The sequence below is a fragment of the Hydrocarboniphaga sp. genome (assembly GCF_028291725.1).
Lineage (GTDB): Bacteria > Pseudomonadota > Gammaproteobacteria > Nevskiales > Nevskiaceae > Hydrocarboniphaga.
Genome location: NZ_JAQGNT010000031.1, coordinates 1 through 15297, shown reverse-complemented (window position 1 = coordinate 15297; position 15297 = coordinate 1). Strand labels below are relative to the sequence as shown.

Here is a 15297-nt window from a genome sequence, read left to right as displayed (position 1 = left end):
CCGCTACAAAATATACCGGCTCAGATCCTCGTTGCCAGCCAGCTTCGCCAGCTTGGCGTCGACATAGGCGGCATCGATGCTCAGCGTGCTGCCGCTGCAGTCCGGCGCATCGAACGCCACTTCTTCCATCAGCCGTTCCATCACCGTGTGCAGGCGTCGCGCGCCGATGTTCTCGGTGCTCTCGTTGACCTGCCAGGCAATCGCGGCGAGCCGGCGGATGCCGTCGTCGGTGAAGCCGACAGTGACGCCCTCGGTCGCCAGCAGCGCGCGGTACTGCTCGGTCAGCGAGAAGTTCGGCTCGGTCAGGATGCGCACGAAATCTTCGGTCTTCAGCGGCTCGAGCTCGACCCGGATCGGCAGGCGCCCCTGCAGCTCCGGAATCAGGTCCGAAGGTTTGGACATGTGGAACGCGCCGCTGGCGATGAACAGGATGTGGTCGGTCTTCACCGCACCGTACTTGGTGGTCACGGTCGAGCCTTCGATCAGCGGCAGCAGGTCGCGTTGCACGCCTTCGCGCGACACGTCGGCACCGGCGTATTCGCCGCGCTTGGCGACCTTGTCGATCTCGTCGATGAACACGATGCCGTTCTCCTCGACGTTGTGCAGAGCCTCGGCCTTGATCGCCTCTTCGTCGACCAGGCGCAGCGCCTCCTCATCCGCGATCTGCTTCAGCGCCAGCTTGATCTTGATCTTCTTGGACTGCGTCTTCGCCTGCCCGAGGTTGGCGAACATCTGCTGCAGCTGACTCGTCATTTCCTCCATCCCCGGCGGCCCCATCAGCTGCACATTGGGCGGCAGCGCGTTGAGCTTGATCTCGATCTCGGTGTCGTCGAGCTTGTGCTCTCTCAATTGCTTCCGAAAGACCTGGCGCGCCGCGCCGCTTTCGGACTGACGCAGGCTGCTGGCCTCGCCGAAATCCTTGGGCGGCGGCAGCAGCGCGTCGAGCACGCGATCCTCGGCGGCGCTTTCGGCGCGATCGCGCACCCGCCGGGTCGCCTGCTCGCGCGTCATCTTGACCGCGGCGTCGACGAGGTCGCGGATGATCGAATCGACGTCCTTGCCGACATAGCCGACTTCGGTGAACTTGGTCGCCTCGACTTTCACGAACGGCGCATTGGCGAGCTTGGCCAGGCGCCGCGCGATCTCGGTCTTGCCGACACCGGTCGGGCCGATCATCAGGATGTTCTTCGGGCTGATTTCGGCTCGCAGCGCGCCGGGCACCTGCTGCCGGCGCCAGCGGTTGCGCAGCGCGATGGCGACCGCGCGCTTGGCGGCTTTCTGGCCGACGATGTGACGGTCCAGCTCGGCGACGATTTCGCGCGGCGTCATCGACTGCGCACTGGCGGACAGCTCAGGGCCGGGTTTCACTGCATCATTCATCGGGGTCTCGGCAATCTCGCGGTCGGGGCGCCGCCGGGGCGCGCTTGCGTAATAGAGGGAATGACTACGATCTGAGGTCTGCAACCCGGGCTTTCAAGCGCCGACGGGCGGCGCGTGGTGCGGCAAGGGCTTGGAGGTATGCTCAATCATGGCCGAAGTGACGCATCTGCTGCTGGGCGCGGCCGCCGGGAAAAGCACCGCCCGCGACGCGCTCTATACGCTCGTCTACGACGAGCTGCGCAAGCTTGCCCGTCATAGCCTGGCGCAGGCCGCGCCCTGCACCCAGCTCGACCCGTGCAGCCTGGTCAACGAGGCCTACCTGCGCATGGCGCACCGTCAGGACCTCGCCTTCGACAGCCGCCACGCGTTTTTCGCCTACGCCGCGCGCGTGATGCGCGCCGTGGTGGTCGACCACGCGCGTGGACGCCATGCCGAAAAACGCGGCGGCGGCGCTGCTGCGGTGACGCTGACTACCAGCGTCGAGGACAACGCATTGTGCGGCATCGACCTGGTGGCGATCGACGATGCCTTGCAGGTGCTGGCACGGCTCGATCCGCGCGCGCATCAGGTATTCGAAATGCATTTCTTCGCCGGCCTGGCGGTGGACGACATTGTCACGACGCTGGCGCTGTCGCCCGCCACGGTCAAGCGCGAGCTGCGCAAGGCACGCGCCTTCGTCATCGGCGAACTCGGACAAAACGGCGCCGCATGAGCGCGGGCGGCGCCGATGCGCTGCGCCGCGAGGCCTACGCCGCATTCGAGGCGCTGCTGGATCTCGACCAAGCGGCGCGCGGCATCGAACTTGAAGTGTTGAGGCAAGGCCGTCCCGAGCTGCATGCCGCGGTGCTGGTATGGCTAGCGGCCGACGCCAATGGCGGCACGCTGCCGGCAGCCGGTGGCGCCATGCTCGCCCTCGAAGCCATGGAACTCGCGGCAGCCGCGCGCGCCGGCAGCATGCTCGGGCCCTATTCGATCGAACGCCCGCTCGGCAGCGGCGGCATGGGCGAAGTCTGGCTGGCAAGGCGCAGCGACGGCCTCTATACCGCGCCGGTCGCGCTGAAGCTGCTGCATCCGCACCTGGCGCAGTCGGCGATACGCGGGCGTTTCCTGCGCGAGGGCCGGATCCTAGGCGAGCTGGCGCATCCGCACGTCGCGCGTTTGCTCGACGCCGGCATCAGCCCGGACGGCGAGCTGTTTCTGGCGATCGAATACGTCGAGGGCGAGCCGATCGACCGCTGGTGCGACGCGCGTCAGCTCGACATTGCGGCGCGGCTGCGGCTGTTCCTGCAGGTCTGCGCCGCGGTCGCGCATGCGCATGCGAACCTGGTGGTGCATCGAGACTTGAAGCCGTCGAACATCCTGGTCACCGCGGACGGTGAGGCCAAGCTACTCGATTTCGGCATCGCCAAGCTGATCGAGAACGACACCGACGAGAGGCCCGAGACCGAGCTGACGCGGCTCGGCGGCCGCGCGATGACGCCCGAGTACGCGGCGCCCGAGCAGATCAGCGGCGCCGCGATCACCACCGCCACCGACGTCTATGCGCTCGGGGTCCTGCTGTATACGCTGCTCAGCGGCCGCCGGCCTCACGGCAAGCCGGGGCAGTCGGCGGCACAGCTGGAACGCGCGGTACTCGAAACCGAGCCGGCCGCGCCGAGCCAGATGCGCACGCAGCGCGGCGACGGCGACAGCGGCGCGCAGATCGCGGCGCAGCGCGCGACCACGCCGCGCAAACTCAGCGAGAGCCTGCGCGGCGACCTCGACACCATCGTGCGCAAGGCGCTGAAGAAAGTGCCGGCGGAACGCTACGCGACGGTGCTGGCGCTGGCCGAGGATCTGCGCCGGCACCTGGCCAACCTGCCGGTGCTGGCGCGGCGCGACTCCTTCGGCTATCGCGCCGGCAAGTATCTGCGGCGCCATCGCGTCGGCGTCGCCGCCGGCGCCGCGGTCGTGCTGGCGCTGCTGGCCGGCGTCGTCGGCACCGTCTGGCAGGCGCGTCTGGCGCAGCAGCGCGCCGCCGAGCTGGCGCAGGTGGTGGTGTTCCAGAGCGCGATGCTGCAGCGCGTGGACATCCGCCAGTTCGCCGCCGGCTGGTTCGACCAGATGCGCTCGCGACTGGCCGCGACCCTGGACCAGGACAAGCCGCTGCCGACCGACCAGGCCGCGGCGCTGCTCGCCAGCTTCGACCAGATGCGGCCCTGGACCCAGTCCGCCGAAGTCGCGCGACAGACGCTGGGCGACTACCTGCTGGCGCCGTCGGTGAAGGAGCTCGACCAGCGCTTTGCCGATCAGCCGGGTATCGACGGCCCGCTGCGCGTCAGCGTCGGCCAGGCCTACGCCGACCTCGGCCTGCTGGCGCCGGCGAGCGAACAGTTGCGCAAGGCGATCGACGGCATGACGCCGCTGCTCGGTGCCGACTCCGCCGACGTGCTCAACGCCAAGCTCAAGCTCGCCAGCGTGCGCTCGCTGCAGGGCCAGTCCGACGACGCGATCGCGCTCGCCCGCGACGTCGCGCAGGCGCGCCACCGCCTGCTCGGCGCGGATCATCGCGACACCATGCACGCGCAGACCCAGCTGGCGCGGTTCCTGAACCGGCATGAGGATTTCCAAGCGGCGATCGAAATACTGGTGCCGCTGCTGGCCCACGAGCGGCGCTTGCTACCCCAGCCCGACGCCGATACCGCCAATACCGAATCGGTGCTCGGCGCGATTTACGTCGCCCAGGGCGAGTATGCGAAGGGCAAGGCACTGCAGGAAAGCTCGCTGCAGGCCTATCGCGCGCTGTATGGCAACGAGCATCCCGACACTCTGTCGATGATCTTCTCAGTGGCAGCGACGCTCGACGACATGGGCGAGCCGCTGGCCGCCGCGGCGCTGGATCGCGAGCTGCTGGCGACGCGGCGGCGCACGCTCGGCGACGAGCATCCGTTGACGCTCGGCGCGCTGATCAACCTGTGCTCGGCAGTCGACAACAGCGGCGACAAGCAGGCCGCGTTCGAACTCAAGCAGCAGGCCTGGCGCCTGGCGCAGCGCTCGCAGAGCCCGGACAGCCAGCTCAGCCAGGTCAGCGCGATGAACTACGCGGCGGCGCTGGAGGAGCGCGGGCATTACGACCAGGCCGGGACGATCTTTCGCGGAATCGCCGAACTGCGTGCGCGCCTTTACGGCCCGGAAAAACCGCGCACCCTGCATTCGCTGGAGGGCCTGGCCAACGTGCTGTCCGAGCAGCAGCACTACGCCGAAGCCGAAAAGCTGCAGGCCGAGGTGCTGACGGGGCAGCTCAAGACCTTCGGCCCGGAACACCCGGAAGTGCTGCAGACGCGCCGCGACGCCGCGCTGATGCTGCAGGCGCAGGGCCAGCACGCAGCGGCGGCGGCGAGCTTCGAGGAACTGCTTCCTGGGTTCCGCAAGGCTTTCGGACCCGACAAGCCCGATACCCTGCTGCTGACCGCGGCCATCGCGCGATCGATGGACGCCCTGGGTCGTCACGACGAAGCCCTCGCGCTGCAGCAGGCTGCACTGGAAACCGCGTTGAAGCTGGGCGAACAGCACCCGGCTGTGCTGCAGCTGTCCAGCGATCTGTCGCAGACCCTGTCCGAGCTGCACCGCGATACCGAGGCCCAGGGACTGGCGGCGCGGGCCCTGCAAGGCTGGCGCAGGCAGTACGGCGACAGCGCGCCGAAAACCATCGCCGCGATGCGCCAGCTGGCCGCGATCGACACGGCGCTGGGCGAGCTCGAGCCGGCGCGGCAACTGCAGCAGCAGGCCGAAATCGCGCAGCTGTCGCTGGCACCGGTGCGGACGCTCGCCGGCAAGCCGGAACCCAATCCGCCGCCCTGATTCTGTGGCGGCGACGGCGGGTTGGCGGCCGGCGGCGCGTAAGCCAGCGCATTGACCCGCCTCGACGCAATCGAAAGATTTCGCTCGAGCAATGAGCTTTCCCCGAGGTTTCCGCGTTTGTATCAGTAGGGCCGCTTCGAGCTTTCGTCGCAGCGGCCTCACCGATCCATGACAGGCGGGCCGTCGGGCGCCCGCCTGGACATCCTTGCCTGCCCGCGGGAGTTCCTGCCGTGAAAAAAGTAAAAGTGTCTTCGCATTTCCAACGACGCGCCGTCGGCCCCATGCTGCTGGTCGCGTCCCTCAGCAGCCTGCTGGCCGCGACTCCGGCCGGCGCCGCGTCGCCGGCGGCCTCGGCCTGTCCGGACTATTTCTTCCTCAGCGACAACCTCGCCAGCAATCCCGGTTTCGAGATCCCGACGGCCGATGTCGCGGTCGGCGACACAATCTGCTGGACGTCGGGCGATCCATCGCCGCCGCCGTCCGCGGCCGAAGGCTGGACCATGCATTCCAGCAACGCCGGCGCCAAGGTCTGCTCGAAGCTGGTGCCTTCGAAGACACCAGGCCCGCACGGCGAGTACATGCTGATGTTCAAGGCCGGCGGCAACGAGGGCGGCGTCTACCAGGCGCTCGAGCTGCCGCCCGACAAGGCCTACATGTTCTCGGTCTGGGTCTACGTGAAGAAGGGCCAGGTCGCGATCCAGTCCAACACCACCACCGGCGGTCCGGTCGCTTGGACTTCGAAGATCGGCGAATGGGAGCAACTGCGCGTCTGCACCAACTCCGAGTACAGCACCAACGCGCTGGTGATCGCCAACGAAGACCCGGACGGCGGCCAGTTCTACGTCGACCGCGCCGAGCTGCGCGAGATCCCGATCCGCGAATAACCGCGCTTCACCGCATCGCAAGGCCGTCGATGCATCCATGAACACCGACAAGGAAGACACCATGAAAAACCGTATCCGCATGATCGCCGCGATCGCCGCCACTGGCCTGATCGCCGGCACCGCACAGGGCGCCAGCCTGATCGCGCCGCCAAAAGAGCGCAGCATCAGCTTCGTCCCCAGCTCGCTGGTTGCCGGGCAGAGCACGCGCGTGACGCTGGTCAATCTCGCCGGCACCGAGTACCCGCCGGATCCCTGCCGCGTGCAGGTGACGTTCTACAAGGCCAACGGCGAGGCCTTCGGCGACTCACAGCAATTCGATCTGACGCCGGGTCAGTCCGCGCTGGCAGTGGCGCCCCTGTCGACCGACGTGCCGCCGATCGACGCCGTCGGCGATTTCGCGCCGATCACACAGATGCGCGCGGTCGTGCAGGAAATCAGGCCGGCGCGGGCCTTTCCTCCCGACCCCTGCCGCGCGGTGCAGGCCGGCTACGAGCTATTTGAAACACAGACCCAGCAGACGCTGCTGATGAATCCGGGAGTGATCCACGGCTTCAATCCTCAGCCCGATCCGCCGGGCTGAGGGCGCCGTCGCCGGATCACTCGCCGATGGTTTCGATGGTCAGGTGATGATTGGTGTAGATGCAGATTTCGGCGGCGATGTGCAGCGCCTTTTCGACCACCTCACGCGCGCCGAGCTCGGTGTTCTCGACCAGCGCGCGTGCGGCGGCGGTCGCGAAGGAGCCGCCGGAGCCGATCGCGATCACGCCGTGATCCTCGGGCTCCATCACGTCGCCGTTGCCGCTGATCATCAGCGAGGTGCCGGCGTCGGCTACGATCAGCAGCGCCTCGAGACGGCGCAGGTAGCGATCACTGCGCCAGTCCTTGGCCATCTCGACCGCGGCGCGGGTCAGCTGCCCGCCGTGCTGCTCGAGCTTGCCTTCAAAACGCTCGAACAGCGTGAACGCGTCGGCGGTGCCGCCGGCGAAACCCGCGATGACTTTCTCGCCATACAGGCGGCGCACTTTGCGCGCGTTGTTCTTGACGCGGGTATTGCCCATCGACACCTGGCCGTCGCCGCCCAGGGCAACCTGCTTGCCGCGGCGCACGCAGACGATGGTGGTTCCGTCGAATTGCTGCATGGATTCGATCTGCCCGAATGAGAAGAGTCACTGGATCTGGGGCCAGGCGCCGCCAATTTCAAGCTCGAAACCCGCGTCTAAACCCGACAGCAGAAACGACGAAGGCGGAGGACTGGCCCCCGCCTTCGTCATCGAAGCGCGAAGCCGGCGCTGATCTGCCGGCGACTCAGCTCGAACCCAGCTCGAACCGATTGCTTACTTCGGCGCTTCCGCCGGAGCCGGAGCGGCTTCCGGGCAAGCAGCATTCGGATCGGCCTCAGTCGGGCACTTCGGCGCTTCGGCCGGGGCCGGAGCGGTGTCGGCAGGCGCCATCGTCTCGGCAGCCGGGGGAGCGGCCGGTTCAGCAGCAGGGGCTTCTTCTTTCTTCTTACAAGCGGCCAGCGCCAGCACGGAGGCGAGGCCCAGGGCGATCACGAGTTTAGACTTCATTGAACAACTCCCAGGTCAGTAAATGGTGCTGGCTATTGATCGGCCAGCGACGCCGCCGATTGGCGACAGCCACGATTATGCAGCAAATAAACTGAACGACGACGACCCATTCACATCTAATTCAGCTTCGGAGTCAGGCTCTGGACGTCTTTCCGCGCCTGGCACGCGGATGCGCCTGATCGTAAACCTGGGCCAGGCGCTTGAAATCGACATGCGTGTAAACCTGGGTGGTCGACAGGTTGGCGTGGCCGAGCAGCTCCTGCACCGCGCGCAGATCGCTGCTTTCTTCCAGCAGATGCGTCGCGAACGAGTGGCGCAGCCGATGCGGATGCAGCCGCGCGTCGAGGCCCAGGCGGCGCGCGTGATGATGCAGGCGCTGGGCGATGGTCGAGCGGCCGATACGGCTGCCGCGGCTGCTGACGAACACCGCCGGTTCGTCGCCGGCCACCCACACCGCGCGGCGCGCCAGCCATTGGGTCAGTGCTGCGCGGGCCTTGCCGCCGACCGGCAGGATGCGCGTGCGCGTGCCCTTGCCGGTGACGCGCACTTCGCCGAGGTCGGCGGTGAAATCCAGCAGGTTCAAGCTGAGCAACTCGGCCAGGCGCAGGCCGGACGAATAGAACAGCTCGATCATCGCGCGGTCACGCCAGTCGGCCGGCGTGTCGTCCCACTGGCCATCGAGCAGGCCGGCGATTTGACCCTGAGACAGGGTTTTCGGCAGCCGCTGCGCCTGCTTCGGCGCCTGCACTTCCAGCGCCGGGTTGACGCTGATCCAGCGCTCGTCGACCGCGTAGCGGAACCAGGCGCGCAGGCTCGACAAGTGACGCTCGATGGTGCGCGCGTCGCGGCCGGCACGCCGCAGCCGCGCCGCATAGGCGCGCACTGCGTGCAGATCGATGCGCGCGAGATCGGCAATGCGCGTCTCCGTGCACCAGGCGATGAACTGCTCCAGATCGCGGCGCCGGCCGCCGACCGTGTTCGGCGACAGCCGGCGATCGTGGCTCATCCAGTCGAGGAACATCTGCAGCGGTTTGAGCAGCGGTGACTCGGCCGGTGCCACACTCGACGTCGGCGCCGAGCGGCTCACGACACCAGCTTGGCCCGAACCGCGGCGGCGACCAGCTCGGCAGTCATCTCCAGAAACACCTTGCCCTGGCGCGGCTGGAAGCGCTCGGGATCGCGCGAGGCCAGCACCAGCATGCCCAGGTTCTTGTCGCGCTCCAGCGGCACCACCGCCGCGGATTGCGGCGGCTCGGCGGCTTTCGGGAACAGCAGCTTGGCGCGCACCGCGGTCAGGGGTCCGCACTCGATCAGCTTGGTGCGCAGGAAGTCGTCGAACTGGCGGCCGACCGCACCTTCGGGCTCCAGGCGCTGCAGGCCTTCGATGTCGCTGCGCTTGAGCAGGCCGGGCGACACGCCGACCCAGGCCTCGTCGATGCCGAAGTCTTCGCGCATGCATTGCTGCAGGCCGAGAATCGCGGCGGCCAGCGTCGGCGCGCGGATCAGGGTCCGCGCCAGACGATGCACGTTGCTGGCGCGGCGCTCGTTGTCGCGCGCGTTTTCGAGCAGCTTGGTCATGCGGTCCTCCAAGCGCTGGCTGCGGCCGCGCAGCACCTCGACCTGGCGCTCGATCAGCGATACCGCGCTGCCGGTCGCGTGCTGCAGCTCCATCGTCTCCAGCAACTCGGGATGCGTCGCCAGAAAATCCGGGTGCGATTTCAGATAGGCCAGCACCTGGTCATCGCTCAGACCGGCGGCCGCTGTGTCCTTCACTGCTGCCATTCGATTTCCCCGTTGAACACGGTCTCGGCCGGACCGGTCATAAAGATGGATGCCTGCTCGGAGCCGCTCCATTCCAGCATCAGCTCGCCCCCGCGCAGCTGCAGCTTGACCCGCTCGCCGAAGCCGCCCCAGCGATGGCCGACCGCCGCCGCCGCACAGGCGCCGCTGCCGCAGGCCAGGGTTTCGCCGGAACCGCGTTCCCAGACGCGCAGCCGGCCCAGCTGCGCGTCAACAATCTGCAGGAAGCCGACATTGACGCTTTCCGGGAACACGTCGCGGCGCGACTGCAGCTCGCGGCCGAGCACCTCGACCGGCGCGGTATCGACGTCGTCGACCCGAATCAGCGCATGCGGATTGCCGACGCTGACGGCACCGAACTCAATCGCGCCGAAACTCGTGTCGATGCGATAGCGATCCGCGGCCGGCAGTGCCAGCGGGATCTGGCCGGGTGTCCAGCGCGGCGCGCCCATGTCGACCCGCACCTGGCCGTCGTCGAGGCGCTGCAGCTCCATCGTCGCGGTGGAGGTTTGCACGCGCAGCCGGCGCTTGTCCGACAGGCCATGCTCGGCAACAAAGCGCGCCAGCGCGCGCGTGCCGTTGCCGCACTGGCCGACTTCGCTGCCGTCGGCATTGAAGATGCGATAGTCGAAGTCGATGCCAGGGGACGAAGGCGACTCGATCACCAGCACCTGGTCGCAGCCGACGCCGTAGCGCCGGTCGCTGAGCCGCGCCAGCAGCTCCGGCGTCGGCCGGAAGCGCTCGCGGGTGGCGTCTATCACAACGAAGTCGTTGCCGGCGCCGTGCATCTTGGTAAAAGAGAGCTTCATCGTGACCCGATCCTGAGCCGGTTCGGCTGTGCAATATTATTGACTTTTCTTCCGCCTATCACCTTTACTCTCAACACTAATGGCAATATGAGCACCCAGATCACGCACTCCGGCGGTTGCCATTGTGGCGCCGTGCGCTTCGAATTCCAGGCGCCGGCGCGAGTCCGGGTACAGCGCTGCAACTGCTCGATGTGCGCGATGACCGGCTTCGAGCACCTGATCGTGCCGGGCCGCGACTTCCAGCTGCTCAGCGGCGAAGACCGGCTGAGCACTTATACCTTCAACACCGGCGTCGCCCGCCACCGCTTCTGCTCGGTCTGCGGCATCAAGAGTTTCTACGTTCCGCGCTCCAACCCCGACGGCTTTTCGATCAGCCTGCGCTGCGTCGATGCAGGCAGCATCGAGCAGGTCGACTACGAGGATTTCGACGGGCAGAACTGGGAAGCCGCCGGCCATACGCTGGCTCATCTGTCGCGGACTTCCGACTAGGGCCTGTCCGGGCCCATTCATCGCCGGTTTGTATTGCACGCCTAGCATCCCGGAACCAGCCGCGAACGATATCGCAGCTCCGGTTCGACGCCGCCGGCGTTGCCGGAAGCCGCAGGCGACACCCAGGGAAAGGGGCAATGAACAGACAAGCGTTCCTGCGCAGTTGGGAGCGGATCTCCGCCGGCCGTCTGATCCTGCTGCTGACGACGATACTGGCGCCGGGGCTCGCCGCGGCGGAAGACCCCAAGCTCGATACTCCGGCTCAACAGGCGGCGCCGACTGCATTTGCCGACGAGCGGCCGCATCCGGTGCTGGACTGGGGCATCGGCGATGGCAAGAGCTACTGGGTACCCGCCGCCGGCATTTTCCTGTTCGACTTCTCCTTGAACCAGGTGGACCGGCGGATCTCCGGCACTTCGGACTACGACGTGAGCTTCTCGTCGATCAAGGACAACTTCACCGGCAAGTGGGTCCACGACAACGACCCGTTCAGCGTCAACCAGTTTGCGCATCCCTATCAGGGCTCGATGTATCACGGCTTCGCGCGCTCGGCCGGCCTGGGTTACTGGGAAGCGTCGGCCTATACGATCCTCGGCAGCGCCGCCTGGGAAATCGCCGGCGAAACCACCAAACCTTCGATCAACGACCAGTTCACCACCGGCTTCGGCGGCAGCTTTCTCGGCGAGCCGCTGTTCCGGCTCGCCAGCCTGTTGCTGGAGAGCGGCACCGGCGCTCATCCCGGCATGTGGCGCGAACTCGGCGCGGCTGCGATATCGCCCTCTACCGGCTTCAACCGGCTCGCCTTCGGCGAGCGCTTCGATGGGGTGTTCCGCAGCCACAACCCGGCGGTGTATACGCGGCTGGATCTGGGCGTGAACGTCGATTCCAGGGTCAGCTCCAGTGTCAATCGCAACACCAACATCGAAGACCCACCGATACCGCAGAGCTACGACACCGGCGAGGCGATCGGCGATTTCACCGTGGCCTACGGCCTGCCCGGCAAGCCCGGCTATACCTACGAGCGCCCGTTTGATTACTTCCATCTGCAGTTCACCGCGGCCAGCAGCAATGTGCTCGAGAACGTCATCGTCCGCGGCCTGCTGGTGGGCGCGCCGTACTCGGCCGGCGAGGATTACCGCGGCATCTGGGGCCTGTATGGCACTTACGACTACGTCGCACCGCAGATCTTCCGCGTCTCGACGACCGGCGCCGCGCTGGGCACCACCAGCCAATGGTGGCTGTCGCGCAATGTCGCGCTGCAGGGCTCGGCACTGGCCGGTATCGGCTACGGCTCGGCGGGGACCATCCACGGCGTCGGCGACCGCGATTATCACAACGGCGTCACGCCGCAGGAACTGCTGAACCTGAGGCTGATTTTCAGCGACCGCGTGTCGCTCGACACCAGCCTGCGCAACTACCATGTCACCGACATCGCGTCGGAGGAGAACGGCGGGCACGAGCACATCCTGCGCGCCGATGCCTCGCTGACGCTGCGGGTGTTCAACCTGCATGGCCTGACGCTCAAGTACGTCACCTCGCGACGCGATGCCAGTTACTCCGACATGCCCGATACGCGCCAGCGCGTCGGCGCCATCAGCATCGGCTACACCTATCTGGGACAGACCCGCTCGGGCGCCGTCGACTGGCGCCCGAAGAGCGAGGGCGGCCCTGCACTGTAGGTTGGGGTGAGCACCGCGAACCCCAACAGGGTCAGCGCATCGAAAAGAATCCCGGCTGCTGCTCGCAACGCTGCAACCAGGCGAGCACCGCCGGATACGGCGACAGATCGAAGTCGCCCTGGTCGGCGACATGCGTGTAGGCATACAGCGCGATGTCGGCGATGCTGAAGGTGCTGCCAGCCAGATAAGCCTGCTTCGCCAGCGCGGTTTCCATCACCGCCAGCGCCGCATGGCCTTTGCTGCTCGCCTCGGCGATCTTGTCGCGCCACTCCTCGCGCTTGTGCCGGTAATGGATCCAGAAGCGCACGCTGGCGATATACGGTTCGTGGCTGTACTGCTCGAAGAACATCCATTCCAGCACCTTGGCGCGATCAAAGCCCGGCGGCGGCAGCAGCGCACTGCCTTCGGCCAGGTAGCACAGCATCGCGTTGGACTCGGCCAGCAGACGCCCGTCACCGAGTTGCAGCAGCGGCACGCGGCCGTTCGGATTCAGCGCCAGGAACGGCGCGCGCCGCGTTTCGCCGCCGAGCATGTCGATCTCGACGTGCTCGAACGCGATGCCGAGCATCGTCATCAATACCGCCGGCTTCCAGCAATTGCCCGAGCCGGTCATGCCGTAGAGCTTGATCATGTGTCCCCGCGCTTAGTGCGGCGACGCTCGCCGCGCTGCGCAGTCTCGCAGCCGCGCCGTGCTGCGGGAATCGAAAAACCTTGACGGCGGCTGTGAGCCCGAATGACGGGCGCGGCGAGGCGCTCCATACTGTGCGCCCCGCTCGCCGGCCCAGGCCGGGCCTGAACCGGCAACATTCCGGCAACATTTCCGACGTGAACACCTCGACTCCCGCACATCATCACGCTCCCGCCACCGAGCCGCGCATCTGCCCGGCGCAGAACGGCAGCGGCGAACATCGCCACGCGTTCCTCGGGGACGATCACGGCGACAACGGCCGGCGCATGAGCTGGGTCGTGGTGCTGACGCTGGTGATGATGGTGGTCGAGATCGTCGCCGGTTACTGGTCGGGGTCGATGGCGCTGCTCGCCGACGGCTGGCATATGGCCAGCCATGCGGTCGCGCTCGGCGTCGGTGCGTTCGCCTATGCCTACGCGCATCGTCACGTCGACGACACGCGCTACAGCTTCGGTACCGGCAAGGTCGGCGACCTCGCCGCGTTCACCAGCAGCCTGCTGCTCGGCGCGATCGGCGTGACGATGATCTTCGAATCGGTGCAGCGGCTGCTGTCGCCGGTGCCGGTCGCCTACGGCGAGGCGCTGATCGTCGCCGGCCTCGGCCTGCTGGTGAACCTGGTCAGCGCCGGCCTGCTGCATCCCGGCGGCTCGCACGATCACCGACATGATCACGGCACTCACGCACACGCCGACGAGCACGACGATGATCATCACGAGCACGGCGACCATCACACCGACCACAACATGCGCGCGGCCTATGTGCACGTGATCGCCGACGCGCTGACTTCGATCCTGGCGATCGGTGCGCTGCTCGCCGGCCGCTACATGGGCTGGGCCTGGACCGATCCGGCGGTCGGCATCGTCGGCGCGCTGGTGATCGGCAACTGGGCCTGGGGCCTGGCGCGCCGCACCGCCGCGGTGCTGCTCGACGCCAGCGTCGACACCCGGCTCGCCGGGCGCGTGCGCCACCGCGTCGAAGGCGGCGACGCGCAGGTCGCCGATCTGCATCTGTGGCGGCTGGCGCCGGGCAAGCACGCCGTGATCGTGTCGCTGTCGGCGGCGGCGCCGCTGACGCCGGCCGAATACAAGACACGTCTCGCCGGCCTGCCGGGCCTGGTGCATGTGACCATCGAGGTGGATGCCTTGAACGCCACGGGCGCGCAGCCGTTTGCGCATCACGATGATCATGACGATCACGATCACGCGCACTGACGATGTTGGGCCTGGGCCTGACCGCGGCGGCGTTCTGTACTGCCGCGCTGTCGGGCATCGCCGGGCTCGGCGGCGGCACCATCCTGATCGGCCTGTTCTACGCGGCCGGCCTGACGCCGGTGCAGGCAGTGCCGCTGTTCGCGGCGGTGCAGCTGGTCTCCAACGGCTCGCGCGTGCTCGCCTACGTGCGTCACGTGCACTGGGGCGCGACCGGCTGGTTTCTGCTCGCCTCGGTGCCGGCGACTTTCGTCGTCGCGCCCTGGATCGAGCGCATCGACGCGAACTGGGTGCAGATCCTGCTCGCGCTGCTGATCCTGGTTTCGCTGATCCCCGCGCGCGGCGGCGAAGCGCGCGCGCCGCTGCCGCCGCGCACCTCGTTCATCGTCGCCGGCCTGCTCAACGGCGCGTTCGGCCTGGTCGTCGGCGCCACCGGCCTGCTGGTCGGCAGGCTGTTTCTGCGCCCGGAGTGGCGCAGGGAAACCACGCTCGGCACGATGGCGCTGACCCAGGCACTCGGTCATCTGCTGCGCGTGCTCGCCTACGGATTCGTCGGCTTCAGCGCGTTCACGCAGCCGCGCCTGCTGCTGGCGCTTTGTGCCGCGGTCATCGCCGGAACCTGGCTCGGCCGGCGTTTGAACGCCTATCTGGACGAGGAGCGTTTCGCGCTGCTGTTCAAGACTCTGCTGGTGCTGCTGTCGATCAAGCTGCTGTGGGAGGGCGGCACGAATTTGCTGGCCGGTAGGTTAACGTGAAAGAGACCTGATTTAGGGCGCAGAGGTCCCTGGCCTTTTGAGGCCATGGGAAGCGGGGTGGAGATCAGGGTGCTGCGGGGATCAGGCCGTACTGAGTGAGGGCCTTGATCCAGCGAGGTGCATTGCGTTTGACGCTGAGGGCTTGGAAGTCGATGACAGTATCGCGGTAGGGCTCTTTTCGGCTGAGCATGAAGAAG

Annotated in this window: 15 protein-coding genes and 1 pseudogene; 8 read left to right on the top strand and 8 right to left on the bottom strand. The window is 67.3% G+C overall.

Going from position 1 to position 15297, the window contains the following annotated elements:
• Positions 1-3: 3 nt before the first annotated feature.
• Entirely contained in the window at positions 4-1380 is a 1377-nt protein-coding gene (gene hslU, locus JWQ90_RS08795; RefSeq protein WP_299692252.1) for an ATP-dependent protease ATPase subunit HslU, read from the bottom strand.
• A gap of 148 nt (positions 1381-1528) precedes the next feature.
• Here hslU and JWQ90_RS08790 point away from each other — a divergent pair, with 148 nt between their 5' ends.
• The 4 genes from JWQ90_RS08790 (at position 1529) to JWQ90_RS08775 (ending at position 6684) form a co-directional block, all read left to right on the top strand.
• A complete protein-coding gene (locus JWQ90_RS08790) occupies positions 1529-2092 on the top strand; it encodes an ECF-type sigma factor (protein WP_299692249.1) in 564 nt (187 codons plus the stop codon).
• On the top strand, positions 2089-5220 hold the full coding sequence (locus tag JWQ90_RS08785; protein WP_299692246.1) for a serine/threonine-protein kinase: 3132 nt from the start codon (positions 2089-2091) through the stop codon (positions 5218-5220). Before JWQ90_RS08790 ends, JWQ90_RS08785 begins: the two co-directional genes overlap by 4 nt.
• A gap of 230 nt (positions 5221-5450) precedes the next feature.
• A complete protein-coding gene (locus tag JWQ90_RS08780) occupies positions 5451-6104 on the top strand; it encodes a hypothetical protein (protein ID WP_299692243.1) in 654 nt (217 codons plus the stop codon).
• 61 nt (positions 6105-6165) lie between these two features.
• Positions 6166-6684 carry a hypothetical protein gene (locus tag JWQ90_RS08775; RefSeq protein WP_299692240.1) on the top strand — a complete coding sequence of 173 codons (519 nt, stop codon included), beginning with the start codon at positions 6166-6168 and terminating at the stop codon, positions 6682-6684.
• Positions 6685-6700: 16 nt separating this feature from the next.
• Here JWQ90_RS08775 and hslV read toward each other — a convergent pair whose 3' ends face one another.
• The 5 genes from hslV to dapF all read right to left on the bottom strand — a co-directional run bounded on the left by hslV (position 6701) and on the right by dapF (position 10281).
• Positions 6701-7243 (bottom strand): ATP-dependent protease subunit HslV, encoded by a 543-nt coding sequence (gene hslV, locus JWQ90_RS08770; RefSeq protein WP_299692237.1) that lies wholly within the window; start codon positions 7241-7243, stop codon positions 6701-6703.
• A gap of 195 nt (positions 7244-7438) precedes the next feature.
• Complete coding sequence (locus JWQ90_RS08765; RefSeq protein WP_299692233.1) at positions 7439-7672, bottom strand: hypothetical protein; 234 nt, start codon at positions 7670-7672, stop codon at positions 7439-7441.
• A 133-nt stretch (positions 7673-7805) separates the two neighbouring features.
• Complete coding sequence (locus JWQ90_RS08760) at positions 7806-8759, bottom strand: tyrosine recombinase XerC (RefSeq protein WP_299692230.1); 954 nt, start codon at positions 8757-8759, stop codon at positions 7806-7808.
• Positions 8756-9454, bottom strand: a complete 699-nt coding sequence (locus JWQ90_RS08755) for a DUF484 family protein (RefSeq protein WP_299692227.1) — start codon at positions 9452-9454, stop codon at positions 8756-8758. Before JWQ90_RS08755 ends, JWQ90_RS08760 begins: the two co-directional genes overlap by 4 nt.
• Positions 9442-10281: a diaminopimelate epimerase gene (gene dapF / locus JWQ90_RS08750; protein ID WP_299692224.1), complete on the bottom strand. Its 840-nt coding sequence runs from the start codon at positions 10279-10281 to the stop codon at positions 9442-9444. Before dapF ends, JWQ90_RS08755 begins: the two co-directional genes overlap by 13 nt.
• Positions 10282-10368: 87 nt before the next feature.
• Between dapF and JWQ90_RS08745 the strand changes: the two genes are divergently transcribed.
• Together JWQ90_RS08745 and JWQ90_RS08740 are read left to right on the top strand one after the other, a co-directional pair.
• Positions 10369-10770, top strand: coding sequence for a GFA family protein (locus tag JWQ90_RS08745; RefSeq protein ID WP_299692221.1), 402 nt, complete (start codon positions 10369-10371; stop codon positions 10768-10770).
• A 137-nt stretch (positions 10771-10907) separates the two neighbouring features.
• Complete coding sequence (locus JWQ90_RS08740) at positions 10908-12449, top strand: DUF3943 domain-containing protein (protein WP_299692218.1); 1542 nt, start codon at positions 10908-10910, stop codon at positions 12447-12449.
• Positions 12450-12480: 31 nt separating this feature from the next.
• On the opposite strand, the gene JWQ90_RS08735 is transcribed toward JWQ90_RS08740, so the two are convergent.
• Positions 12481-13080 (bottom strand): glutathione S-transferase family protein, encoded by a 600-nt coding sequence (locus JWQ90_RS08735; RefSeq protein ID WP_299692215.1) that lies wholly within the window; start codon positions 13078-13080, stop codon positions 12481-12483.
• A 245-nt stretch (positions 13081-13325) separates the two neighbouring features.
• Here JWQ90_RS08735 and dmeF point away from each other — a divergent pair, with 245 nt between their 5' ends.
• Positions 13326-14348, top strand: coding sequence for a CDF family Co(II)/Ni(II) efflux transporter DmeF (gene dmeF, locus JWQ90_RS08730; protein WP_366919474.1), 1023 nt, complete (start codon positions 13326-13328; stop codon positions 14346-14348).
• A 2-nt stretch (positions 14349-14350) separates the two neighbouring features.
• Positions 14351-15100, top strand: coding sequence for a sulfite exporter TauE/SafE family protein (locus tag JWQ90_RS08725; protein ID WP_299692209.1), 750 nt, complete (start codon positions 14351-14353; stop codon positions 15098-15100).
• Positions 15101-15164: 64 nt separating this feature from the next.
• On the opposite strand, the pseudogene JWQ90_RS08720 reads toward JWQ90_RS08725, so the two are convergent.
• Positions 15165-15297, bottom strand: a pseudogene (locus tag JWQ90_RS08720) (IS110 family transposase); the annotation flags it as partial.